The sequence below is a fragment of the Alphaproteobacteria bacterium genome, assembly GCA_015231795.1.
In the GTDB taxonomy this organism is placed as follows: Bacteria; Pseudomonadota; Alphaproteobacteria; order Rhodospirillales; family WMHbin7; genus WMHbin7.
Genome location: JADGAX010000002.1, coordinates 398,267 through 421,467, shown reverse-complemented (window position 1 = coordinate 421,467; position 23,201 = coordinate 398,267). Strand labels below are relative to the sequence as shown.

At 60.8% G+C, this 23,201-nt stretch carries 23 protein-coding genes; 5 read left to right on the top strand and 18 right to left on the bottom strand.

Translation table 11 applies throughout. The features are described from left to right. Nucleotide 1: 1 nt before the first annotated feature. Genes HQL44_06245 through HQL44_06235 form a run of 3 tightly spaced genes read right to left on the bottom strand, consistent with a single transcriptional unit; the run spans nucleotide 2 to nucleotide 3,353 of the window. Complete coding sequence (locus tag HQL44_06245) at nucleotides 2-2,167, bottom strand: glycine--tRNA ligase subunit beta (GenBank protein ID MBF0268173.1); 2,166 nt, start codon at nucleotides 2,165-2,167, stop codon at nucleotides 2-4. Nucleotides 2,168-2,170: 3 nt separating this feature from the next. Beyond that, nucleotides 2,171-3,037, bottom strand: coding sequence for a glycine--tRNA ligase subunit alpha (locus HQL44_06240; GenBank protein ID MBF0268172.1), 867 nt, complete (start codon nucleotides 3,035-3,037; stop codon nucleotides 2,171-2,173). 55 nt (nucleotides 3,038-3,092) lie between these two features. Beyond that, nucleotides 3,093-3,353 carry a hypothetical protein gene (locus HQL44_06235; GenBank protein MBF0268171.1) on the bottom strand — a complete coding sequence of 87 codons (261 nt, stop codon included), beginning with the start codon at nucleotides 3,351-3,353 and terminating at the stop codon, nucleotides 3,093-3,095. 81 nt (nucleotides 3,354-3,434) lie between these two features. On the opposite strand from HQL44_06235, the gene HQL44_06230 reads away from it, so the two are divergent. From HQL44_06230 to HQL44_06220, 3 genes are read left to right on the top strand one after another with little or no spacing between them, the layout of a single operon-like run. Next, the gene (locus tag HQL44_06230; GenBank protein ID MBF0268170.1) at nucleotides 3,435-3,962 is read left to right on the top strand and encodes a hypothetical protein; all 528 of its coding nucleotides are present in this window, start codon (nucleotides 3,435-3,437) and stop codon (nucleotides 3,960-3,962) included. 4 nt (nucleotides 3,963-3,966) lie between these two features. After that, nucleotides 3,967-6,228, top strand: coding sequence for an NADP-dependent malic enzyme (locus tag HQL44_06225; GenBank protein ID MBF0268169.1), 2,262 nt, complete (start codon nucleotides 3,967-3,969; stop codon nucleotides 6,226-6,228). Next, nucleotides 6,228-7,640, top strand: a complete 1,413-nt coding sequence (locus HQL44_06220) for a PAS domain-containing protein (GenBank protein ID MBF0268168.1) — start codon at nucleotides 6,228-6,230, stop codon at nucleotides 7,638-7,640. Before HQL44_06225 ends, HQL44_06220 begins: the two co-directional genes overlap by 1 nt. Here the strand turns inward: HQL44_06220 and HQL44_06215 are convergent. Genes HQL44_06215 through HQL44_06190 form a run of 6 tightly spaced genes read right to left on the bottom strand, consistent with a single transcriptional unit; the run spans nucleotide 7,616 to nucleotide 15,100 of the window. After that, nucleotides 7,616-8,125 (bottom strand): O-acetyl-ADP-ribose deacetylase, encoded by a 510-nt coding sequence (locus HQL44_06215; protein MBF0268167.1) that lies wholly within the window; start codon nucleotides 8,123-8,125, stop codon nucleotides 7,616-7,618. The two genes, HQL44_06220 and HQL44_06215, sit on opposite strands and share 25 nt — an antisense overlap. A 4-nt stretch (nucleotides 8,126-8,129) precedes the next feature. Then, nucleotides 8,130-8,663, bottom strand: a complete 534-nt coding sequence (gene ppa, locus HQL44_06210; GenBank protein MBF0268166.1) for an inorganic diphosphatase — start codon at nucleotides 8,661-8,663, stop codon at nucleotides 8,130-8,132. An 8-nt stretch (nucleotides 8,664-8,671) separates the two neighbouring features. After that, complete coding sequence (gene ald, locus HQL44_06205; GenBank protein MBF0268165.1) at nucleotides 8,672-9,790, bottom strand: alanine dehydrogenase; 1,119 nt, start codon at nucleotides 9,788-9,790, stop codon at nucleotides 8,672-8,674. After that, the gene (gene murJ, locus HQL44_06200) at nucleotides 9,787-11,325 is read right to left on the bottom strand and encodes a murein biosynthesis integral membrane protein MurJ (protein MBF0268164.1); all 1,539 of its coding nucleotides are present in this window, start codon (nucleotides 11,323-11,325) and stop codon (nucleotides 9,787-9,789) included. The genes ald and murJ overlap by 4 nt, the downstream gene beginning before the upstream one ends. Before the next feature lies 1 nt (nucleotide 11,326). Then, nucleotides 11,327-14,170: a [protein-PII] uridylyltransferase gene (locus tag HQL44_06195; protein ID MBF0268163.1), complete on the bottom strand. Its 2,844-nt coding sequence runs from the start codon at nucleotides 14,168-14,170 to the stop codon at nucleotides 11,327-11,329. A gap of 12 nt (nucleotides 14,171-14,182) precedes the next feature. After that, on the bottom strand, nucleotides 14,183-15,100 hold the full coding sequence (locus tag HQL44_06190) for a DUF1848 family protein (GenBank protein ID MBF0268162.1): 918 nt from the start codon (nucleotides 15,098-15,100) through the stop codon (nucleotides 14,183-14,185). Between the two features lie 36 nt (nucleotides 15,101-15,136). Between HQL44_06190 and HQL44_06185 the strand changes: the two genes are divergently transcribed. Both HQL44_06185 and HQL44_06180 read left to right on the top strand, forming a co-directional pair. Next, complete coding sequence (locus HQL44_06185; GenBank protein ID MBF0268161.1) at nucleotides 15,137-16,621, top strand: thymidine phosphorylase family protein; 1,485 nt, start codon at nucleotides 15,137-15,139, stop codon at nucleotides 16,619-16,621. Nucleotides 16,622-16,681: 60 nt separating this feature from the next. After that, nucleotides 16,682-17,515: a hypothetical protein gene (locus HQL44_06180; GenBank protein MBF0268160.1), complete on the top strand. Its 834-nt coding sequence runs from the start codon at nucleotides 16,682-16,684 to the stop codon at nucleotides 17,513-17,515. Between the two features lie 3 nt (nucleotides 17,516-17,518). On the opposite strand, the gene HQL44_06175 is transcribed toward HQL44_06180, so the two are convergent. The 9 genes from HQL44_06175 to dnaJ form a co-directional block, all read right to left on the bottom strand. After that, nucleotides 17,519-17,806: a type II toxin-antitoxin system RelE/ParE family toxin gene (locus HQL44_06175; protein ID MBF0268159.1), complete on the bottom strand. Its 288-nt coding sequence runs from the start codon at nucleotides 17,804-17,806 to the stop codon at nucleotides 17,519-17,521. A 5-nt stretch (nucleotides 17,807-17,811) separates the two neighbouring features. Beyond that, a complete protein-coding gene (locus HQL44_06170) occupies nucleotides 17,812-18,042 on the bottom strand; it encodes a hypothetical protein (GenBank protein ID MBF0268158.1) in 231 nt (76 codons plus the stop codon). Nucleotides 18,043-18,236: 194 nt separating this feature from the next. Beyond that, entirely contained in the window at nucleotides 18,237-19,526 is a 1,290-nt protein-coding gene (locus tag HQL44_06165; GenBank protein MBF0268157.1) for a type II toxin-antitoxin system HipA family toxin, read from the bottom strand. Then, the gene (locus HQL44_06160; GenBank protein ID MBF0268156.1) at nucleotides 19,523-19,870 is read right to left on the bottom strand and encodes a helix-turn-helix transcriptional regulator; all 348 of its coding nucleotides are present in this window, start codon (nucleotides 19,868-19,870) and stop codon (nucleotides 19,523-19,525) included. Before HQL44_06160 ends, HQL44_06165 begins: the two co-directional genes overlap by 4 nt. Before the next feature lie 84 nt (nucleotides 19,871-19,954). Continuing rightward, nucleotides 19,955-20,587, bottom strand: coding sequence for an endonuclease III (nth, locus tag HQL44_06155; protein ID MBF0268155.1), 633 nt, complete (start codon nucleotides 20,585-20,587; stop codon nucleotides 19,955-19,957). Beyond that, entirely contained in the window at nucleotides 20,584-21,381 is a 798-nt protein-coding gene (locus tag HQL44_06150) for a 4-hydroxy-tetrahydrodipicolinate reductase (GenBank protein MBF0268154.1), read from the bottom strand. Before HQL44_06150 ends, nth begins: the two co-directional genes overlap by 4 nt. 9 nt (nucleotides 21,382-21,390) lie before the next feature. Next, nucleotides 21,391-21,699, bottom strand: a complete 309-nt coding sequence (locus HQL44_06145) for a CcdB family protein (protein MBF0268153.1) — start codon at nucleotides 21,697-21,699, stop codon at nucleotides 21,391-21,393. Next, a complete protein-coding gene (locus HQL44_06140) occupies nucleotides 21,699-21,959 on the bottom strand; it encodes a type II toxin-antitoxin system CcdA family antitoxin (GenBank protein MBF0268152.1) in 261 nt (86 codons plus the stop codon). The genes HQL44_06145 and HQL44_06140 overlap by 1 nt, the downstream gene beginning before the upstream one ends. Nucleotides 21,960-22,008: 49 nt before the next feature. Further along, nucleotides 22,009-23,157, bottom strand: a complete 1,149-nt coding sequence (gene dnaJ / locus HQL44_06135) for a molecular chaperone DnaJ (protein MBF0268151.1) — start codon at nucleotides 23,155-23,157, stop codon at nucleotides 22,009-22,011. Nucleotides 23,158-23,201: the final 44 nt, after the last annotated feature.

Below are 23,201 nucleotides of genomic sequence, written 5' to 3'. Positions count from 1 at the left end.
TTTACCCCTCGATCTTTGAGAAATCCGCTACCTGATCCACGGCCGATCGGATGCCGGCCAGAAGCCTGAGCCGGTTGGCCCGAAGTTCTTGTTCTTCCGAATTGACCGTGACTTGGTCGAAAAAGGCGTCCACTGGCTGGCGCAGGCCAGCCATCACACCCATCGCCCCCATGAAGTCCTCGGCCCGCAGGCTTTCGCCGATCAGCCCCTGGGCTTTCCCAAGAGCATCGGCCAAGGCCCGTTCCGGGGCTTCTTGAAGCCTGTCCAGAAGAACGGCTTCACTATAGCCCTTTTTGTCTTTCTTTTCCTCAATTTTCAAGATATTGGCCGCCCGCTTGTAGCCGGTCAGCAGATTGGCCCCGTCGGCGCTGGCCAGAAAAGCCTGAAGGGCCGCGACTCGAGCCAGCAGGCGGACCAGATCGTCCTCGCCGCCCAGGGCGAAGACCGCGTCCACCAGATCGTGGCGCGTTTTCTGCTCCTTCAGATGCACTTTCAAACGGTCGGCGAAGAAGCCGGGCAGGTCGGCATAGGCGGCTTTCAGCCCGCTTTCGTCCAGAAGCTCGCCATATTGGTTGCCCGCCATCATGAAGGCGGCGCTTAGGGGCAGGCGCAGCTTGTTTTCGATGATCAGGCGGATGACGCCGAGGGCGGCGCGCCTGAGCGCGAACGGATCCTTGGACCCCGTGGGCTTTTCGCCGATGGCGAAGAAACCGACCAACGTGTCCAGCTTGTCGGCCAGCGCCACGGCCACCGACACGGGCGCTGTGGGGCAGCGGTCGGAAGGCCCCTGGGGCGCGTAATGGTCGGCCACCGCCTGGGCGACATCGGCTTGCTCGCCGTCGTTCTGGGCGTAATAGCGGCCCATCACGCCCTGCAGTTCGGGGAATTCGCCAACCATGCCGGTGGACAGGTCGGCCTTGGCCAGTTTCGCGGCTCTGGCGGCCAGCCCAGCATCGCAGCCGGGCACGAAAGCAGCCAGCCCCTCGGCCAGCTTCTCCAAGCGCCTTGCCTTGTCTTGCATGGTGCCCAGGCCCTTGTAGAAGACGCGCTGGTCCAGCTTGGGCAGGCGCGATTCCAGACTGTGCTTCCTGTCCTGGTCCCAGAAGAATTTGGCGTCCGACAAACGGGCGCGCAACACGCGCTCATTGCCCGCCACGATGGCCTTGCCTTTGTCCTCGGTCACCATGTTGGAGACCAGGGCGAAGCGCGGTGCCAACGAACCGTCGGCATTGAGCAACGAGAAATATTTCTGATGGCTGCGCATCGAGGTGATCAGCACTTCGGGCGGCACATCCATGAATTTGTCGTCGATGCGCCCCATCAGCACCACCGGCCATTCGACCAGTCCCGCCACTTCATCGAGCAGGCCCTTGTCGTCGCGCAGTTTAAGCCCGGCATCCTCGCACATATTGCCAAGCTGCGTGGCGATGATGCGCTTCCTTTCGTCGCCGTCCAGAACCACGTAAACCGATTTCAGGCGGCCCAGGTAATCCTTGACGTCCCGCACGGCGAACGGGTCGGGCGCCATGAAACGGTGCCCGCAGGTTTTGTCGTTGGCGGCCAGCACGGCGCTTTTGGCGGCCTGGATTTCGGCCCAGGCCCCCGGTTGTTCGTAGGTGCTGGGATCGTAGGGCTTGTTCTCGCCCTTGCGCTCGATGAGCAGCGGAATGGGCTGGCCGTCGAACAGGGCCAGAATGTTGTGAAGCGGACGCACCCAGCGGAAATTATAGTCCGACCAGCGCATCGATTTCGGCCAGGCGAAACCGCAGATCACCGTTTTCAGGATATCGACCAAAACATATTTGGTGCGACGCCCCTTCTTTTCGATATTGGCGATCCAGAATTCGCCCTTGCCGGTATCTTGCTTTTCGCACTGGTCCAGCGACGCAAGACCCGCCGACTTCAAGAAGCCGTCGATGGCCTGCTGGGGGGCGCCGACGCGCGGTCCCTTGCGCTCTTCCTTCACGTCGGGCTGCAGCTCGGGCAGATTGTGCACGATCAGGACCAGTCGGCGCGGCGTGGCGAAGAATTCGATGTCGTGATCGCCGACGCCAAGGCCATTGGCGTTCAGCCCGGACATCACGCCGTGGGCCAGCGCCCTGGCCGCCTCGTCTTGCATGCGGGCGGGAATTTCTTCCGAGAAAAGTTCAAGCAGAAGCTCGGGCATGGCCTACAGCTCCCCTTGGCTTTTGAGCCAGCCTTCGCAGCAGGCCTTGGCCAACTGGCGAACGCGCCCGATATAGGCCTGGCGCTCGGCCACGCTGATCACGCCCCTGGCGTCCAGCAGATTGAAGCGATGGCTGGCCTTGATGCATTGGTCATAGGCGGGCAGGGCCAGATTCTGGCCCAGCAGCGCCTTGCATTCGGCTTCGGCGTCTTCGAAATGGCGCAGCAGCATGTCGGTGCCCGCATGTTCGAAATTATGGGCCGAATATTCCACCTCGGCCTGATGGAAGACGTCGCCGTATTTGACGCCCTGGCCGTTGAAATCGAGGTCGAAGACATTCTCGACGCCTTGGATGTACATGGCCAAGCGCTCAAGCCCATAGGTCAGCTCGGCCGAGACCGGGTCGCATTCGATGCCGCCCACTTGCTGGAAATAGGTGAACTGCGTCACTTCCATGCCGTCGCACCACACTTCCCAGCCCAAGCCCCAGGCCCCCAAGGTGGGGCTTTCCCAATCGTCTTCCACGAAGCGAATGTCGTGCTTCATGGGATCGATGCCCAGTTCCTTCAGGCTTTGCAGATACAAATCCTGCGCATTGGCCGGGCTGGGCTTCAAGATGACCTGGAATTGGTAATAATGCTGCAGCCGGTTGGGATTCTCGCCATAGCGCCCGTCGGCCGGGCGGCGCGAGGGCTGCACATAGGCCGCCTTCCAGGGTTTCTTGCCCAAGGCCCGCAAGGTGGTGGCGGGATGGAAGGTGCCAGCCCCCACTTCCATGTCGTAGGGCTGCAAAATCACACAGCCCTGCCTGGCCCAGAAGGCCTGCAGGGTCAGGATCAGATCCTGGAAACTGGGTTTCTTGTTGTGCATGACACCAAATTGGTTGGGCGGGCGGCGCCAAGCTACCCAAGGGGGGTGGCTCAGGTCAACCGGGATATGGGCAGTCGGGACGTCCGCAGCTTTTCATTTGTCCGGGAACGCCATAGGTATTGCAGACCGGGCAGGGGGCAAGATCGTCGATTCCCGTGTCCGGCACGGGCGAGGGAGGGGGCGAAGACGGCCTGGAAAACTGCGCGGCTTCGTCCATTTGTCTTTGAAATTCCTTACGAAAATTGTTTTGCCAGCGCCAGAACTTAAAGCCGTACCAAATGGCGGCGGCCAGCAAAAGCAGTAAGAAAACTTTCATCGGTGTCAGCATCGCGCCATCTTGCACGCAAGGATGGCTTCGGCAAGGCTTTCTTGCCCCTGGCCCAACAACTGGGGCAGAATGGGAAGGTCTAGTTTATTCAAGCAAGGAACGCCCGTGTCATCCCAACATCCCCACCGCGAGCTGGTCGGCATCATCGCCGACAAGTCCAAATTCGAATCTTGCGTCGAGGCCCTGCTGAAGGCGGGTTTCGAGCCTTCCGATCTGTCCGTCCTGGCCTCGCACAGCTCCTTGGACGCCGCAAGGCCCGAGGCGGCCAGCCTGAAGGAGCGCCTGACTGGACTGGTGGGCGAGATGAAATACGAAGGGCCGCTGGTGGCCGCCGGTCTGATCGCCCTGGCCGCCGGGCCGGTGGGCGCCGCCTTGGCGGGCGTCGTGGCGGCAAGCGTCGGCGCCTTTGCGCTGAGCGAATTCCTGGGCGACGTGACCGCCACCCCTGACTCCAAGGAGTTCGAGCGCGCCATCGAGGCCGGTTCGATCATCTTGTGGGTAGCGGCGCAGGACGATTTGCGCGAGGGCCGGGCCAGGGGTGTTTTGCAAAGTCACGGGGCGGCCAATCTGCACATCGTGGAGCGCAAGGGGGCGTAAGGTCATGACCAGCGAATTCTCCAGCCTGGATCGCGAAGCCCTGCTGATGCATGCCCAGGGCAAGCCGGGCAAGCTGGAGATCGCGCCCACCAAACCCTTGAACACCCAGCGCGACCTGTCGCTGGCCTATTCGCCGGGGGTTGCCGCTCCTTGCCTGATGATCGCCAAGGATCCCGAACTGGCCTATGACTACACGGCCAAGGGCAATCTGGTCGCCATCATCTCGAACGGCACGGCGGTGCTGGGCCTGGGCGATCTGGGGGCGCTGGCGGGCAAGCCGGTGATGGAAGGCAAGGCGGTTCTGTTCAAGCGCTTCGCCGATATCGACGGCATCGATCTTGAAGTCGACACAAGGGACGTCGACGAATTCGTCAATTGCGTGCGCTTCCTGGGCCCCACCTTCGGCGGCATCAATCTGGAAGACATCAAGGCCCCCGAATGTTTCATCATCGAAAGCCGCTTGCGCGAGCTGATGGACATTCCGGTCTTTCACGACGACCAGCACGGCACCGCCATCATCGCCGCCGCCGGCCTTTTGAACGCGCTTGACCTCACGGGCCGCGACATCAAGAAGGTGAAGATGGTGGTGAATGGCGCGGGTGCCGCTGGCATCGCCTGTCTGGAACTGGTGAAAGCCCTGGGTCTTCCCCACGAAAACGCGCTTTTGTGCGACACCAAGGGCGTGGTCTATCAGGGCCGCACCGAAGGCATGAACCAATGGAAAAGTGCCCATGCCGTGCCCACCAAGGCCCGCACGCTTGAGCAGGCGATGGAGGGGGCCGACATTTTCCTGGGCCTGTCGGTCAAGGGTTGCGTGACACAGGCCATGGTCAAAAGCATGGCCCCCAAGCCGATCCTGTTCGCCATGGCCAATCCCGATCCTGAAATCACGCCCGAGGAGGCCAGGGCCGCTGTCCCCGACGCCATCGTGGCGACCGGACGCAGCGACTATCCCAACCAGATCAACAATGTGCTGGGCTTTCCCTATATCTTCCGGGGCGCTTTGGACGTGCGCGCCAGAACCATCAATGAAGAGATGAAGGTCGCCGCCGCCCACGCCATCGCCTCCCTGGCCCGCCAGGACGTGCCCGACGAGGTGGACGCCGCCTATGCCGGACGCCATCTTCGCTACGGACCCGATTACATCATTCCCGTTCCCTTCGATCCACGCCTGATCGCCTCGGTGCCGCTGGCCGTCGCCAAGGCCGCCATGGATTCCGGCGTGGCGCGACGTCCGATCGCCGATCTTGACGCCTATGTCAAAAAGCTGTCGGCCCGCCTGGACCCCACCGCCTCGACGCTGGAGGCCATCGCCGAAAAGGTGCGCGCCAATCCCAAGCGCATCGCCTTCGCCGAGGGCGAGGAGGAAAAAAGCATCCGCGCCGCCCTGGCCTTCTTGCATGCAGGCTACGGCACGCCGGTGCTGATCGGCAGGGAAGAGCGCATCCAGAAAACCATTCGCGATCTTGGCCTGCAGGGCGCCGAGGAGCTTGAGGTGCTCAACGCCCGCCTGTCCGACCGCAACGCCCTTTACGCCGAACGCCTGTATGCCCGCATGCAGCGCCAAGGCCTATTGAAGCGCGACGCCATGCGCATGGTCAATCTGGAGCGCAACATCTTCGCCGCCCTGATGGTGGAGGCGGGCGACGCCGACGCCATGGTGACCGGCCTGACGCGCAGCTATTCGGCGGCCTTCGACGAGATCACCCGCGTCATCGACCCCCATCCCGGCGAACTGGTTTTCGGCCATTCGATCCTGATTGCCAGCGGACGCACGGTTTTCATCGCCGATACCGCCGTGCATGAAACGCCCGACCCCGAAACCATCGCCCATATCGCGAGGCAAATGGCGGCCAAGGCCCGGCGCTGGGGGCATGAACCTAGGCTTGCCTTGCTCTCTTACTCCAATTTCGGCAATCCGCCGTCGCTTCAGGCCGAGCGCGTGCGCGACGCCGTGGCGCTGCTGGACAAGCAAAAGGTCGATTTCGAATATGACGGCGAAATGGCCGCCGACGTGGCGCTCGATCCCGAGATGATGAAACATTATCCCTTCTGCCGCCTGTCGGGACCGGCCAATGTGCTGATCATGCCGGGCCTGTACAGCGCCGCGATTTCATCGAAGCTGATCCAGAAGCTGGGCAAGGCGTCGGTGATCGGACCCGTGCTGATGGGCTTGTCCAAACCCGCGCAGATCGTGCCCATGGACGCCACGGTGACCGATATCTTGCATATGGCGCTGCTGGCCGCCCACGACGCGTTGGATTGATGCCGCGTCCCCCAGCCATTCAGCCAGCCCGCTATCTGCCCGCCGCGCTGGCCGTGGCGACGCCCGCCATTCTGGTCATGTTCGTCCTGGCCTTTCTGCGCCTGATGCCCTTCTGGGCCTTTTTCGCGGCCAGCGCCCTGGTCTTCGCAGCCACCGCCCTGCTCATTCACCGCCATCTGACCGACTTGCTGGCCGCCGAGGCGCTGGTCCGCTCTCTCGACGACGCCAATCAAAAGACATATTACCGGCCCGAGCGCGGCTGGGCCGCCGGGCTGATCGCGCAGCTTTTCCGCCTGCGCGAGAATTGGAGCCGCGAGCTGCGCCGCCAATACGCCATCGCGGGCACTTACGAAACCGTGCTGGACAGCCTGCCCGACCCGCTGCTGCTGCTTGACGATAAGCGGCGCGTGGTCCGCGCCAATCTGACGGCGCGCAAATTGTTCGGTCGCGACCTGCGCGAGCGCGACTTGGCCCAGTTCCTGCGCGATCCCGACGTGCTGGAAGCGGTGGACGCCGTTCTGGCGGGAACCAGCGGCCAGGAAGTGCCTTTCGAATCGGCGGGCACGGTGGCGCGCATTTTCCTGGCGCGCATCGAACCTTTGCCGGTCAAGGCGCTCGACAACGCGGTGGCGCTGCTGACCTTCCACGACATCACCGCGCTTAAGCGCACCGAGCAGATGCGCGCTGACTTCGTGGCCAACGCCAGCCACGAATTGCGCACGCCGCTGGCCACGCTTTCGGGTTTCATCGAAACCCTGCAAGGCCCCGCCAAGGACGATGCCGAGGCGCATGAAAAATTCCTGGCCATCATGTTCGACCAAACGTCTCGCATGTCGCGTCTGGTGCAAGATCTGCTAAGCCTGTCCAGGGTCGAGCTGAACGAACTGACCCCGCCCACCGAAAGCGTTGATCTGGGCAAGCTGCTGTCATCCGTCACTGACGGTTTGGCGATCAACGCCAAGGCCAAGGAGGCGACGCTGTCCTTGTCGCTGCCGCCGGACCTGCCGCTGGTAACCGGCGCCGCCGACGAGCTGACGCAGATTTTTCAAAACCTGATCGACAACGCCATCAAGTACGGCAAGCGCGGCGGCAATGTCGGCGTCGAGGTCCGGCGCGTCGATAGGGGTCCGATGACCATGGGACCCGAAGCGCGGCAAGATTGCGTGGCGATCACTGTCAGCGACGAAGGCGAGGGCATCGCAAAGGAGCATCTGCCGCGCCTGACCGAGCGGTTTTATCGCGTCGATACGGCCAGATCGCGCGCCATGGGCGGCACCGGCCTGGGCCTGGCCATCGTCAAACATATGGTGAACCGCCATCGCGGCGCGCTGCAAATCGAAAGCACGCTGGGCGTCGGGTCGCGCTTTACGGTCTTCCTGCCGCGTTATCAGGAAACCGGCAACAACGCCTGATAGATTTGCGTGGCTGAGGGATCGAAGGTAACGAAGACCACGCGCTCCAGCATCTCGCATGTCGCCAGACCGGCCGTGACGGTAGCGACGGCGATGCGAGCGGCGCGCTCCGGGGGATAGCCATAGACGCCGGTGGCAATGCAGGGAAAGGCCAGCGAGGCGACTTTCAGCCGACCCGCCTCTTCCATGCAGCGGCGATAACAAGACGCCAGCAGCGCATCTTCGCCTTGCGAACCATCTTGCCAGACCGGCCCCACCGTATGGATGATCCACTTGGCGGGCAGGCCGTAGCCCTTGGTGACCTTCGCCTCGCCGGTGGCGCAGCCGCCCAGGGTTTTGCATTCTTCCAGTAGGCCGGGACCAGCGGCAAGATGGATGGCGCCATCGACGCCGCCCCCGCCCAATAGCGATTCATTGGCGGCGTTCACGATGGCGTCCACCTGCAAACGGGTGATGTCGCCTTCGTGAACGTAAAGGCGGGACATGGAGCTATTTCGCTTCTTTCGCCCGCTCGATGCCCTGGCGGATCAGATCCAGCGCTTCCTCAGGCTCGCCCCAACGCTTGACCTGCACCCATTTGCCCTTTTCCAGGTCTTTGTAATGGGCGAAGAAGTGGGCGATCTGTTCCAGCATGATGCCTTGCAGGTCGCGGTACGAGCCGACGTTGGAATGGAAAGGATGCAGCTTGTCGACGGGCACGCACAGAATTTTCTCGTCGATGCCGCCTTCGTCTTCCATCAGCAGAACGCCGATGGGGCGCGAGCGGATGACCACGCCGGGAATGACCGGAATGTTGCCCAGCACAGCGGCGTCGATGGGATCGCCATCCTGGCTTAGCGTGTGCGGAATGAATCCATAATTCATCGGATAGTACATCGCCGTGTGCAAGAAGCGGTCGACGAAGATGGCCCCCGATTCCTTGTCCATCTCGTATTTCACCGGGCTGCCGCCCATGGGAATTTCGATGATGACATTGACTTCGTAGGGCGGGTTGGACCCGATGGGGATTTTTTTGACGTCCATGGTTCTACCTACTGGTTTAGGGCTGCAAGCGCGGGAACATAAGCTATGCCAAGCGCCTTTGCCACAGCTTCGTGCGTAAGCATTCCATCATACACGTTCAGCCCCGCCAGCAGATGCGCATCCTGACGCAGGGCCTGCTTGACGCCGAGATCGGCCAGGGCCAGCACGAAAGGCAGGGTGGCGTTGTTGAGCGCCTGGGCCGAGGTGCGGGCCACCGCGCCCGGCATGTTGGCGACACAATAATGGACCACGCCATCCACCACATAGGTGGGATCGGCATGGGTGGTGGGGCGGCTGGTTTCGGCGCAGCCGCCCTGATCGATGGCGACATCGACCAGCACCGAGCCTGGACGCATGCGCCCGATCATCTTTCTGGTGATCAGCCGAGGAGCCGCGCCGCCCGGCAGCAGAACGGCGCCGATCACCAGATCGGCGGCCAGCACATGGCGCTCGACAGCGTCCAGCGTGGCGAAAATGGTGGTCAGCGAAGCTCCGAAATGGTCTTCCAACTCGGCCAAGCGCGCCAGGTTCCGATCCAGCAAGGTGACGCGAGCGCCCAGGCCGATCGCCATGCGCGCCGCGTTCGATCCCACCACGCCGCCGCCCAGCACCACGACATTGGCGGGTGCGACGCCCGGCACGCCGCCCAGCAGAATCCCCGCTCCGCCCTGTTCTTTTTCCAGATGATGGGCACCCGCCTGCACAGCCATGCGCCCGGCTACCTCGCTCATCGGGGCCAGCAGCGGCAATCGGCCCTTGGCGTCGGTCACGGTTTCATAGGCGATGGCCGTGGCCTTGCTGTCTTGCAGCCCCTTGGCCTGCTTGGGATCGGGGGCCAAGTGCAAATAGGTGAACAGGGTCTGGCCCGCCCGCAGCAAGGCGATTTCCTGTGGCTGCGGCTCCTTGACCTTGACGATCAGCTGGGCCTGGGCGAAGACCTCGTGCGCCGTTCCCAGAATGCGCGCGCCGACATCGACAAAGGCTTGGTCCTCGTGACCGGCCCCCAGGCCAGCGCCGGTCTGCACCAGCACGTCATGGCCGTGATGCACCAGTTCGCGCACCGAGCCGGGCACCAACCCCACCCGATATTCGTGCGTCTTGATCTCCTTGGGCACGCCGACGATCATGATACGCCTCCGCGACGCTTGAATTCCTTGAGCGAGGCCGCTTTGAGCAGCAGCAGCAAGCTGGCATAGACGAGAATCGCCCCCCCGATGGCCAGGGCCAGCGACAGGGCCTGACCCAGCACATGGGCGCTGTCGCTCAGCGATCCAATGCCAAAGGCGCAAAGACCCGTGGCCATGGCGGCCAGCAGAATGCGGGGCAGGCGGAATTTCAAACGCTGATCGGCTTTGAACCAGCCATGTTTTCTGGTCAGGCGGTAGAGCATCGCCACATTCAGCCAGGCCGAGGCCGCCGAAGCCAGCGCGATGCCGACGAATCCCCACAGCGGCATCAAGGCGAAGGCGATGGCGATATTGGCCAGCATGGCGATGCTGGCGGTTTTCACCGGCGTCGCCGTGTCTTCGCGGGCGAAGAAGGCGGGGGTCAGCGTCTTGACCAGCACGAAGGCGGGCAGACCCAGCGCGAAGGCGGCCAAGGCCTTGGCGGTGGCGAGGCTGGCGGCATAGTCGAAAGCGCCGCGCTCGAACAAAACCTGCGTGATCGGTAGCGCCAGCGCCATCAGGCCGAAGGCCGAGGGCAGAGCGATCAGCAAACCGAATTCCAGCGAGCGGTTCTGCGCCGATTGCGCCGCCTGATCGTTGCCCGCCGCCAGATGGCGCGACAAAATGGGCAACAGCGCCGTGCCGATGGCGGCGCCTACGATGCCCAGCGGCAATTGATTCACGCGGTCGGCGTAATAAAGGTAGGAAACCGCACCTTCGGCAACCAACGACGCCAGCATGATATCGACCAGCAGATTCATCTGATAAATGCCCGCCCCCACCGCGCCCGGCAGAATGCGCTTCAGCAGCCGCTTGATGTCGGGCGTGAGACGGGGCCGGGTCAGGGCGAAGGTGAAGCCCATCTTGCGACAAGCCATGCCCACCCAGGCCAATTGGATCAGCCCGGCCAGGCTGGTTCCGACGGCCATGGCGTGGCCGGGTGTGGGCATATGCTCGACCAGCAGCAGTAGGCTGGCGATCAGCGTCAAGTTGAGCAAGATGGGGGTTGCCGCCGCCGCCGCGAATTTATGGAAGGCGTTCAGGATTCCCGACAGCAGAGAGACCAGCGAAATCAGCAGCAGATAGGGAAATGTGATGCGCGACAGCGTGACCGCCAGATCGAATTTTTCCGGATTCTCCACGAAGCCGGGCGCAAAGACATACATGGCCAGCGGCATGATCAGTTCGAACAATCCCACGAACAAGGCCAGCACCAAGGCCAGTCCCGAAAAGGCCCGGCCTGCGAAGGCCAGCGCACCTTGCTTGCCGCCCGCCCCCTCCAGCTCGCGGGAGAACAGGGGCACGAAGGCGGCGTTGAAGGCGCCTTCGCCGAACAGGCGGCGAAACAGATTGGGGAATTTGAAGGCGACGAAGAAGGCGTCGGACACCAGGCCCGCCCCCAGGATTTGCGCCGCCAGAATGTCGCGCAGAAAGCCGGTGACGCGGCTTAGTCCCGTGTAGAAGCCAACCGTTCCGATGGCTTTTCCAAGCGACATGTCAAGCGCTGGCCTGCGGCGGCGCGCTGGCGGGCGGCGCCTTGCGCTTGACCGCCGACCTGGGCGGCGATGGATTGGCGGGATCGGCGGGATTCAAAGGATCGGCCACCGCGGCTTCCAGCGCCTTTCTCAATTGCTTGAGCTTGGCTTCATGATCCACCTTCATGCCGAAAATGTCCTTCACATAGAAAACGTCAACCACCCGCTCGCCATAGGTGGAAATATGGGCCGAGGAAATTTGCAAACCCTGCCCGGTAATGGCCGAGGTGACGTCGAACAAAAAGCCGGGTCTGTCGCGTCCATTGACTTCGATCAGCGTATGGGTGCGGCTGGCCATATTGTCTAGGAACACGCGCACCGGCACGCGAAAGGCGCTGGCCCTGGTGGGAAGCTGGCTGCGCTTGGCCGCCAATTCCTTGCCCAGACGGATGCGCCCGGTCAGGGCGCGCTCCAGATTGCCCTCCAGCTTCTTCATGCGCGCCTTGTCTTCCAGCGGCCCGCCATCGGCATCCTGCACGCCGAAAGTATCCAGCGCCATGCCGTTGGCCAGGGTGACGATCTTGGCGTCCACGATCCCCGCCCCCGACAGCGCCATGGCGCCGGCGATCTGCGAGAACAGGCCCGGATGATCGTCGGTATAGATGGTCACCGCCGTCACCGCATGCGCCGTATCGACATGATAGCGCACGGTCAGCGCCGATTTGTTGGCTTCGGCGTCGCGGATCATGTTGGCGTGCCAGATTTGCTCTTCCAGATCGGAGGACAGCCAATAGGACGGATAACCGCGCGACAGATGCGCCTCGATCTCCGCCTTCGGCCAGCCCGCCTTGTCCAGCGCCTTGGCCAGCGCTTGCTTGGCGGCCTCGACGCGCGTGCTGCGTTCTTCGCCCGGCGACAACGAGCCGCTGATCATTTCCTCGGCGCGGTAATAAAGCTCGCGCAACAGGCCAGCCTTCCAATTGTTCCACACGGTGGGGCCGACGGCGCGGATGTCGGCCACGGTCAGGATCAAAAGCAGCTTCAGCCGCTCGGGCGATTGCACGATTTCCACAAAGTCGGAAATGGTTTTCGGATCGTCGATGTCGCGCTTGAAGGCTGTCTGGCTCATGAACAAATGGTGGCGCACCAGCCAGCTTACGCTTTCCGTTTCCTCGTCGGTCAAGCCCATGCGCGGCCCCAGCTTCAGCGCGATCTCGGCCCCCAGTTCGGAATGTTCGCCGCCCCTGCCCTTGGCGATGTCGTGCATCAAGGCGGCGGCGTATAGGGCGCGCCTGGACTGCAATTGATGGATCACCTTATGGGCCACCGGATGATCGGCCTTGTAGTCGCCCTGCTCGATCTTGTTCAAGATGCCGATGGCGCGGATCGTGTGTTCGTCGACCGTGTACACATGGTACATGTCGAACTGCATCTGCGCCACCACGCGCCCGAAGGCGGGAATGAAGCGGCCGAACACCCCGGCTTCGTTCATCTTGCGCAAACTGTCTTCCGCCCCCTTGGGGCTGGACAGGATGTCCATGAAGATCTGATTGGCGTCCTTGGAATTCCTGAGCGGATCAAGTAGGCGCAGATGTTTGGTGATCTGCCCCAAGGCCTTGGGATGGATATCCAGCCCGTTTTCCTGGGCGCGGCGGAAGATGGACAGAATGCGGATCGGCTCGCGCTCGAAGTCGTCGTCATGCATCACGTTCAGCCGCCCGCCCTCGACCCTGAAACCGTCGATGGCTTTTTTCAGCGACAGCTTGGCCAGCAAACGTCCGGCCTTGGGCCTGCGCTTATGGCTTTCTTCCAGCACCGCGCAGACGATGCGCGTAAGATCGCCCACATATTTGGCGATCAGAAAATAATGCTTCATGAAGCGCTCGACCGATCTGGAACCCGAGCGACCGGCATAGCCCATGCGCTTGGCCAATTCCGGCTGCACGTCGAAGGTCAGACGGTCTTCCTCGCGCCCGGTCAGGTAATGCAGATGGCAACGCACCGTCCACATGAAGTTTTGAGCCTGGGCGAATTTGCGCGCCGCCTGCGCGGTCAGCACGCCCCTGGGCACCAGATCATGAATGTCTTGGACGTAGTAAAGATATTTGGCGATCCACAGCAGCGTTTGCAGATCGCGAAGCCCACCCTTGCCTTCCTTGATGTTGGGTTCCAGCACATAGCGCGAATCGCCCATGCGCTCGTGCCGGGCGTCGCGTTCGGCCAGTTTCGATTCGGCGAAGCTCTCGGCGGTGGTCAGGGCGATCTCGGTGCGGTAGCGAAGCTGCAACTGCTCGACCAAGGCTTTTTCGCCCCACAGCCAACGCACTTCCAACAGCGCCGTGCGAATGGTCAGATCGTTCATGGCTTGGCGCAAACATTCATCGACCGAGCGCGTGGCGTGACCGACGGTCAGGCCCAGATCCCACAGCATGTATAAAATATATTCGACCAGTTGCTCGGCATAGGGCGTGGGCTTGGCGGTGGGCAGCAGGAACAACAGATCGATGTCGGAATGCGGCGACAATTCGCCGCGACCATAGCCGCCCTGGGCCGCCACCGAAATCTGTTCGCCCTGGGTGCGCACGCCCTGCGGCAAGATGCGCTCGACCGCGAAATCGTAAATGACGCGGATCAACTGATCGATCAGGAAGCAATTGGCCGCCACCGTCTCGGCGCCGCTGGCTTTTTGCTCCTCGAAGCGACGCCGCACTTCGGCGCGCCCTTCGGCCAGGGCCGTCTTCAGACATTCCAGGACCTTGGGACGCAGTTTGGACTTGGGCGTCTCTGGATCGCCTGCCAGCGCATCCAGCTTCGCGATCAATTCCTTGCGCTCGATGATGGCGCGGGGATCGGCAACTTTGCTCATAAGCGGAAGATATCACTCAAAAAGATCGCCTGTCGATGAAACAGGCGGCTTTTCTGGCGTGATTAGAAATTCGCCATTCGGATCGTGGGTCTTGAAGCGCTTGGCGGCCCCGCCCCGCTCGCCCACGGCATAGCAATAGGCGCAACCATGCGGGCAACTGTCATAGGCCCCAATGTCGCGGCTTTCAGCACAGCCACAGTCAGGACGGTTGCCTTTGAATTTGAAAGAAAATTCTCGCCCAGCCCGCGCCATCAGCCGCTTGGGATCGACGCAGCGGGCCAGACCGACCCCCTCAGGCGTCAGATCGGGCTGGCAGCAAACGGACAGGCGCATGCCTTGCTCTGCTGCGATGGCGGCCAATTGGCCGATCAGGCGGCGCTTTTCGCCGGGATCGGGGTCGTGCCAGCCAAAGCCATGGTTTTTGGCCGCCGCGTCCAGATTGCGCCGCGTCTTCTTGTAGATTTGCGCAAACGAGACCACCACCTCGTCGCAGGCCCCCTTCAGGCCCCTGGCCAGGCCTGAGAAATTCTCGAGATGCCAAGCGGCGGGAGTTAGCGACGAGATCAGAATGGGATCGTAGCGCCAGACCAGGGCCAGGGGGCCGTACAAATCGGCCAGTCTTTGCATGGCCTTGATGCTGGCATGGGCGTCGGCCACGCGGGCGTCTAATTCGCGGGGATAGCCGGTCAGCGTATGACTGACGACGAAGGGATAAGTCTGTTCATGAACTTCGCCAAGTACGCCAAGAAATGGCGCTATGTTCCTGGTCCAGAACACGAATCCATCCACATCCGAACGCCGCAACGACACTGTGGATGATTTGCCGCCATAGGGGCTTTCGACGCGCGCGAACCCGGCCTTCAGGCGGTTTCTGAACCAATCGCCATAGAAGGCTGGAATGTCGGTGCGATAGCTGGCTGAAATGATCATCGTGCGGTCGGACCTTGAAAGGATTATATTATATAGATGCTCAAGCTCAAACGCGTCCCTATCGACACCCAACGCGAATATGTCGCCTTCCTAAGTCAGGACTGCGCCGTCTATCGCGCCGAAGGATTCAAGGCCCTGGCCAAGATCGAGGTTCGGTCCGACAGCAAACATGTGCTGGCCACCCTGAATGTGGTAGAAAACGGCCTGATCGTCGGCCCCGACGAATTGGGTCTGTCGCTGCAAGCCTTCAAGTCGCTGGGCCTGCCCGAAGGGGCCGAAGTGTCGATCCGCCAGGCCAGCCCGCCGGAAAGCCTGGAGGCGGTGCGCGCCAAAATCAGGGGCGAGACGCTGGAGCCTCAGGACTATAAGGCCATCATCGAGGATGTGGCTGCGCACCGCTATTCGCAGATGGAGCTGGCGGCCTTTCTGGTCTCGCTGGCCGGTTTCATGACCACCGCTGAAGTGCTGGCCCTTACCCGCGCCATGGCGGGCACCGGCACGCGCCTTAGCTGGCCCGATCCGGTGGTGGTCGACAAACATTGCGTGGGCGGCCTGCCCGGCAACCGCACTTCGATGATCGTGGTGCCGATCGTAGCCGCGCATGGGCTTCCCATTCCCAAAAGCTCGTCTCGCGCCATCACCAGCCCTTCGGGCACTGCCGACACGATGGAAGTGCTGGCCAATGTCGATATTCCGCTGCCCAGGCTGCGCGAGATCGTCAGCGCCGAGCGGGGCTGTCTGGTCTGGGGCGGGCATATGAATTTGGCCCCCGCCGACGATGTGCTGATCTCGGTCGAGCGGCCTTTGAACGTGGACACGCCCGAACAGATGGTGGCCAGCATCCTGGCAAAAAAGGCCGCCGCCGGTTCCACCCATCTGTTGATCGACATTCCGGTCGGCCCCACCGCCAAGGTGCGCAGCCAGTCGGAGGCCATCAGACTGCGCAAATTATTCGAACATGTCGGTTCGGCCATGGGCATGCAGATGGTGGTGATCATTTCCGACGGCACCCAGCCGATCGGACGCGGCATCGGCCCGTTGCTCGAGGCGCGCGACGTCATGCAGGTTCTAAGGCGCGAACCCTTGGCCCCCATGGACCTGCGCGAGAAATCGCTGGAACTGGCGGGCATGCTGATCGAATTCGATCCCAAGGTGAAGGGTGGGCAGGGCTATGCCATCGCCCGCGACATTCTGGACTCTGGTCGCGCCCTGACGACGATGGAGCGCATCATCGCCGCCCAAGGCCCTTCGGGCGTGCCCGCCATTCTGGGCAGCTTCACCGAGGACGTCGCGGCGCCTCGGACGGGCGTGGTTTCCAACATCGATTGCGCGCGCATCGCCCGCGTCGCCCGCTTGGCGGGTGCGCCGATGGACAAGGGATCGGGCCTCGACCTCATGAAGCGCGTCGGCGACCATGTGAAGGCGGGCGAAATTCTTTATCGCATCTATGCCGCCAACAAATCCGACTTCGCCTTCGCCACGGCTTTGGCGCGGGAAAACAGCGGGGTGGAGTTGGGTTGACTTTCTTTTCCCTGGATGATCCACTTTCCGTTGTGTCCAATACAAGGAGTGGACTTCTTAATGTCTGAATTTACAGACCCAGCAACAGAGCTTGAGCAGCTTTTTCGACACTTAAAAAACTACGAAATGCGCGGATCTACGCGAGATGCTTTAGCCGCGATTTTTGGATGCAAAGCGGATGACGATGTCTATTATTTATTGCTTAGCGTCATCACATCAAGGTGTGTCCGGTTCAAAGAATTAGTCAGTAATGATCCTGAATTAGATGGGCACAAAGGTAATATTATTTCTGCCATCACTGTTATGAGTAGTATTTTCTCTACACAATTATTACATGCTGCGTGGAATGACAGAAAAAATGCTTGTCTACCTGAACACCACCTCATATCTGTTGGCATGGCAAATATATCGCTAAAAAAGACACATGTTTTGATAAAACTATCGGACCAAGAACGAAAAAAATTGTCGGATGATATTTCGTCTATTTTACACGATGTCACTTTCCAAAATTCTATTCATGCCCAAATGGTTCTTACATCCCTTAACGGAATAAAATTATTCATTGAGAAACTGGAGTTTTTTGGGGCTGATTGTCTTATCGATAAATTATGCGCTGCGGCTTTTGAGATTCAAGCAGCAATATTAGATCGCCCAGCAAACTGCCAATGCTCTAACCTAACTGTTCCTGAATTCGCAAAAAAAGCCTTAGTAGTCATTGCTGCGACGGTTCAACTTCTAATCGTCAGCGACGCAGCCTCTACTGCACTTGAGAATCACTACAACAGGGGACAGAAATTACTTAATTTTCTTAAGTCAGAATTACACGAATTCAGCGAGCATAAACTGCTTGAGCCCCCGACAATAGATATATTACCTGAACAAATTGATACCTAACGATCAAATCCCCCGCTCCGTGTCCCGTTTCCCATGCAACACTCTCAGCACGGCGATGCCGTCGGGCAGCGGGCGATAGAAGATGACGTAATTGCCATGCGGAAAGCTGCGCAGGCCTTGGGCGATTTCGGGCCGAGCCCTTCCGGAAAGCGGATTCTCCGCCCAGGTGCGGCACGCGTCCTTGATTTCTTCAATGAAGGTGAAGGCCCGCACTGGATTATCTTGCGCGATGAATTCGGCGATCTCTCCCAAGTCCCTTATCGCCGTTCTTTCAAGAACCAGCCGCGCCATTTCCGTCAGAGGGGATATTTCTTGCGCAGATCGGCTTTCAGCATCTCGAACGCCTGATCGGCGTCGATGAAAGCGCCGCTGGAATCAGCTTCGTGGATGGCGGATTTCAGGTCGGCCAGCTTGGCTTCGTCCTCACTGTCGAAAACGATCATGGTCACGGGTCGGTTGCCGGGAAGGCCCGCTTTCGCCAGGGCCTCTGCTGCCAGTTCAACAGTGCTAACCAGTCTTGTCGCCATGGGTGGAGTATAGCCTTTCTTATTGAAAACGTCATGCCCGGACTTGATCCATGGCTGACCGGTTGAGCAGTTTCCCCCGACCCTCTCCCCCAAGGAAAGGGGGAGAGGGAGGAAAATCAGAATCAACCGATTCCCTAGCGAATTCCCTCTCCACCCGCTTGCGGGGAGAGAGTGTTGGGGTGAGGGAATTTACGCTACATCCGAAGCAGTTCAGCGCAATGAGCCGCTCTTGTTGAAATGGTTTCCGCCAGCCTATTAATAATCGGATTCACGACCCCTTCGCTTTGGAGACGGTCACGGACGGTTCCTGCCTGTTCCGCCGTTTTCAATGCAAGTGCGGCCAAGCGCTCTGTCAGCATGCCTTGATCATAGGAAATGGCATTTGCCAATTTATGCCACTGACGAGGACCGATGTCCCTGAGACGGTATTCGTCGCCGATCTTCATGGCCAGTTTGATGCTCTGAGGGTCAATGCCCGGGTATGGCAGCACGCTGGCAACATCATAGAGCGGCGCCAGTCGTACGCGCCCTCCGCCCCCGTGCAGTAGCGAATAATTCTTGGCATGGGCATCCGTGCCGCCAATCATCCAGTTGAAGGCCAGGGCCTCGATAAATGTGCCGACATCATCCGCTGGTCGACTCGAATTTGTTTTTAGAAGTTGTATGATCGTCTCAGGACCTGGGCCGCCGTCATTTTGATATTTGCTGGTCGGGTATAGTCCAAGCGCTTGGCACATATCCTCTTGATGGAGTCTTAGAACAGGTTGGGTTTTTGCCAGACGAATACGATCATATCGTTCCGTCACGAAAACCGTTTCACCATTGAAGCGCCTTATCTCGGAACTCGCCGCCGGCAAGCCGACTTCGCGGGCCAAGGTCAAGCAGAAGTGTTCGTTTTCAGCATGGCCCTCGTACTCCGCCGATGGGGGCTTGAGAATATGCGTCGTCGGCGTTCGTCCCGAAGGGACTCCCCAACGTTCATTTTCAAAGTACAACGCTGTCTTGGGTTGCGCGCCGGCCAGACTGAATTGTCCGGCGTCACGCGGCATGCGCCATGAAGATTGATCGTTTCTTAGTATTCTCAAGCGCTCGGCCACTTCCGCCTCGTCTAGCCACGCAATCTCTGGCGCTGAGGGCTTAAGAACGGCGGCAAGCTTCTCCGGTGGGATGAACTGAACTGCGCCGGGACAGTCCTCGCCGACATAGGCTAATAGCGAAAAGGCGTTGCGCGCCGAAACTTGGAAGTCTCGTGCCCAGCGGGCGAGAACGACTTCATTGTCCGGCAGCAGACCGTTCATGAAGGCGTCTATTTTTTCATGCCGATGCTCTTTGGCTGCGAGAGGCATCGATAAGGATAGTGGAACAGCTTCAGCGAATCTTTGCCATTTCTCGCTATACCTGAAGGTCAGCCGCCCAGCCTGATTGCGCTCGACCTGTCCGATTTCCTGTCCTGCAAAAAGAACAACAAGAATACGGCCTGTCATTTCTTTTTGCCCCGCGCCCTTTCGATGACGTCGTCAATGTTGAAATCCCAGCTTCCGACACCATAACCGGTGCCGTCACCATTCCCCGCGCCACTTCCGGCTCCGGCTCCATTGCCTTCGAATTGGCCTTCTGGAATCTCGCTCTCGACTCGAACTTTGAGTCCCAACTCCGTCAGTGTTCGCAAAACCAAACCGACTTCGGCGCGAGGTTTTCCTTTCTCGATGTCGATGATCCATTGGCGGCTAACGCCAGCCCTTGCGGCAAGATCGCTTTGATCCATGCCGAGATTCCGGCGGCGTTCCCGAACAATCAGTCCCAGGTCTAGCGCGGTTCGTGCAAACATCTTGACTCCATGTCACCGAACGATAACTTACGATATAAGTATACGATCGGCAACATTTAATAAAGGTCGCCGTTCGGCGACATTTTACAGGGGTTTCTCCCCCCAGCCGCACAGATCGCGGATGATGCAGTCCTGGCAACGGGGATTCTTGGCCTTGCAGATATAGCGGCCATGCAAGATCAGCCAGTGATGGGCGTGGTCCATGAACTCCGGCGGCGTCACCTTCAGCAACCCGGCCTCGACCGCTTCCGGCGTCTTGCCCTTGGCTAGCCCGGTGCGGTTGGCTAGACGGAACACATGCGTATCCACCGCCATGGTGGGTTCGCCGAAGGCGACGTTCAGAACCACATTGGCGGTCTTGCGGCCCACGCCGGGCAGGGCCTGCAAGGCATCCCGATCATGTGGCACTTGGCCGCCATGCTTCTCGATCAGCAGGCGCGATAGCTCGATGATGTTGGCGGCCTTGCTGTTGTAAAGCCCGATCGACTTCACGTAATCCTTCAAGCCCTCCAGCCCCAGCTTCAGCATGGCTTCTGGCGTCGTCACCTTTTTGAACAAGGGCGCCGTGGCCTTGTTCACCCCCTTGTCGGTGGCCTGCGCCGACAGCACCACCGCCACCAGCAGCGTAAAGGAGTTCACATAATCCAACTCGCTTTTGGGCGACGGATTCTGCGCTTGCAGACGGCTGAAAAGATCGCGGACTTTCTTGGGCGTCATAGCCCCAGAACATCCTTCATCGTGTAAAGCCCATGCTTCTTGCCCTTGCACCACAGGGCGGCGCGCACCGCGCCCTTGGCGAAGATCTGGCGGCTTGAGGCTTTGTGCGTGATTTCGAAACGCTCGCCGTCGGCGGCGAAGATCACCGTATGGTCGCCCACCACGTCGCCGCCGCGAAGCGTGGCAAAACCGATCTCGCCCCGATGCCTGGCCCCAATCTGGCCGTCGCGCGCTTTGCAGGCCACTTCGTCCAGCACCACGCCGCGCCCCTTGGCCGCCGCGCGGCCCAGCCCCAGAGCGGTGCCCGAGGGCGCGTCGATCTTGTGGCGATGATGCATTTCCACGACTTCGATATCATAGGCATCGTCCAGGATCGCCGCCGCCTGTTCCACCATCGCCATCGCCAACGTAACGCCGAGGCTGAAATTGGGAGTCATGACGATGCGGGCCGAGTGCGCCTGTTCGGCCACTTGTCGTGACTGGGCGTCCGTCATGCCGGTGGTGCCGATGATCAGCACCTTGTTGTGCTGCGCCGCGATCTTCGCATGTTCGATGCTGGCCGGCGGCACGGTGAAGTCGATGACGGCGTCGACATGGTGGAACATCTCGGCTGCACTGGCCGATACCGCAATCCCCAATTTGCCGAAACCAACGATCTCGCCGATGTCGCGCCCGATGACGTCGGCGCCCGGCCTTTCGGTGCCGCCCGCCAAATGAGCGCCCGGCGTTTGCAGCACTTCGCGCACCAACATCTGACCCATGCGCCCAGCGCAGCCGACGATTCCTATTTTCATGTTTTTCCCTCAGATTCCCGTGAAGATGAAATCCAACGCCGCCAGAATGTCATATCTTTGGTCGGCAAGCGACCCCACCTTGGGGCCAAGCATCCGTCTTTCGATGGCGGCCAGATGCACGGCTTCCAGAATATAGGTTTTTCCTTCGATGGTGAAACGCGGCGACAGGGTTCGATGACCACTGTTTTCCGCCTGCTCTTCCGCCACCAACGGCGCTACGACCACCGTATTCAGACGGTCCAGAAAGTCAGTTTGCAGGTCGATGAAATAGGCGACGCGCATCGGCCTGGCCGGAAGGTGCAGATCAAACTGCGCCATCAGAACCGCCGGTATCCATCGCTCCACAGTCCATTCTTTTCGACGGAACGATTATAGGCGTCGATGGTTTCGCGGTTTTCTTCCTGCCAGCGCGCCTTTTTGATCGCCCGCACCTCCTCGGCCAGTTTTTCCTCAAGCGCCGCCGACAGGTTAAGGCCCGCTTCGCGGGCTTGGCGCAGAAGATCCTGATTGACGGTGACATTCACCGCCTTCTTGCCTGCCTTGGGATCGAAGAGATGATTCACGGGGGGGCGCTCCATCCATGCGCATACGCTATCCACATATAGCATGCGCATGGAGAATGCGCATCTACTCCTTAAGGTCTTCCCACAGTTCCTTGACCTTGGCGAAGAAGCCCGCCGATTCGGGGCTGGTGTCCTTGTCGGACCCCGATTTCTCGAATTCCTTCAAAAGATCCAACTGTTTCTTCGAGAGCTTGACCGGCGTTTCGACCATGGCCTGGATGAACATGTCGCCCCTGGCCGGGCTTTTCAAAATCGCCATGCCCTTGGCCTTCAGGCGGAACTGGTGGCCGGTTTGCGTTCCGGCGGGAATGGTCACCTTGGCGCGGTTGCCGTCGATGGTCGGCACCTCGATCTGGCCGCCCAGGGCCGCCGTGGTCATGGGAATGGGCACCCGGCAATAAATGTTGGCGCCGTCGCGCTGAAAGAAGCGATGCGGCTTTAGGCTGAGGAAGATGTAAAGATCGCCCGCCGCCGCGCCACGCAACCCCGCCTCGCCTTCTCCGGCCAGGCGAATGCGCGTGCCGTCCTCGACGCCGGGCGGAATGTTGACCGACAGGGTCTTTTCCTTGCGCACGCGTCCCGACCCCTGGCAGGGTTTGCAGGGATCGGAAATCACCTTGCCCATGCCGTGACAGGTGGGGCAGGGCCGCTCGATGGTGAAAAAGCCTTGGGTGGCGCGCACCTTGCCATGGCCATGGCAGGTCTGGCAGGTGGCGGGCGCGCTGCCGCCCGCCGAGCCGGTGCCCTTGCAGGCCTCGCAGGCCACCGACGAGGGCACGCGCACCGAGGTGTTAAGGCCCTTATGCGCTTCTTCCAGCGATACATCCATGTTGTAGCGCAGGTCCTGGCCGCGCCCCGGCTGGGCGCCGCCCCGGCGCCCGGCACCCATGAAGTCGCCGAACATTTCGTCGAAGATGTCGGCGAAACCGGCTCCCCCGAAATCGTGCGCGCCGCCAGCGCCGCCGCCCGGCCTGAAGCCGCCGCCCTGTTCGAAGGCGGCATGGCCGAAACGGTCATAGGCGGCCCGCTTCTGATCGTCCTTCAGAATTTCGTAGGCTTCGCTGATGTCCTTGAACTTCTGTTCGGCCGCCTTGTCGCCCGGATTCTTGTCGGGATGCCATTGCATGGCCAGCTTGCGATAGGCCTTTTTCAGGTCATCGGCGCTCGCCCCTTTGGCGACTCCCAGAAGTTCGTAAAAATCTTTTTTCGCCATGGCCCCAAACCGCCGGGCGGGACATCACGTCCCGCCCTTCATTG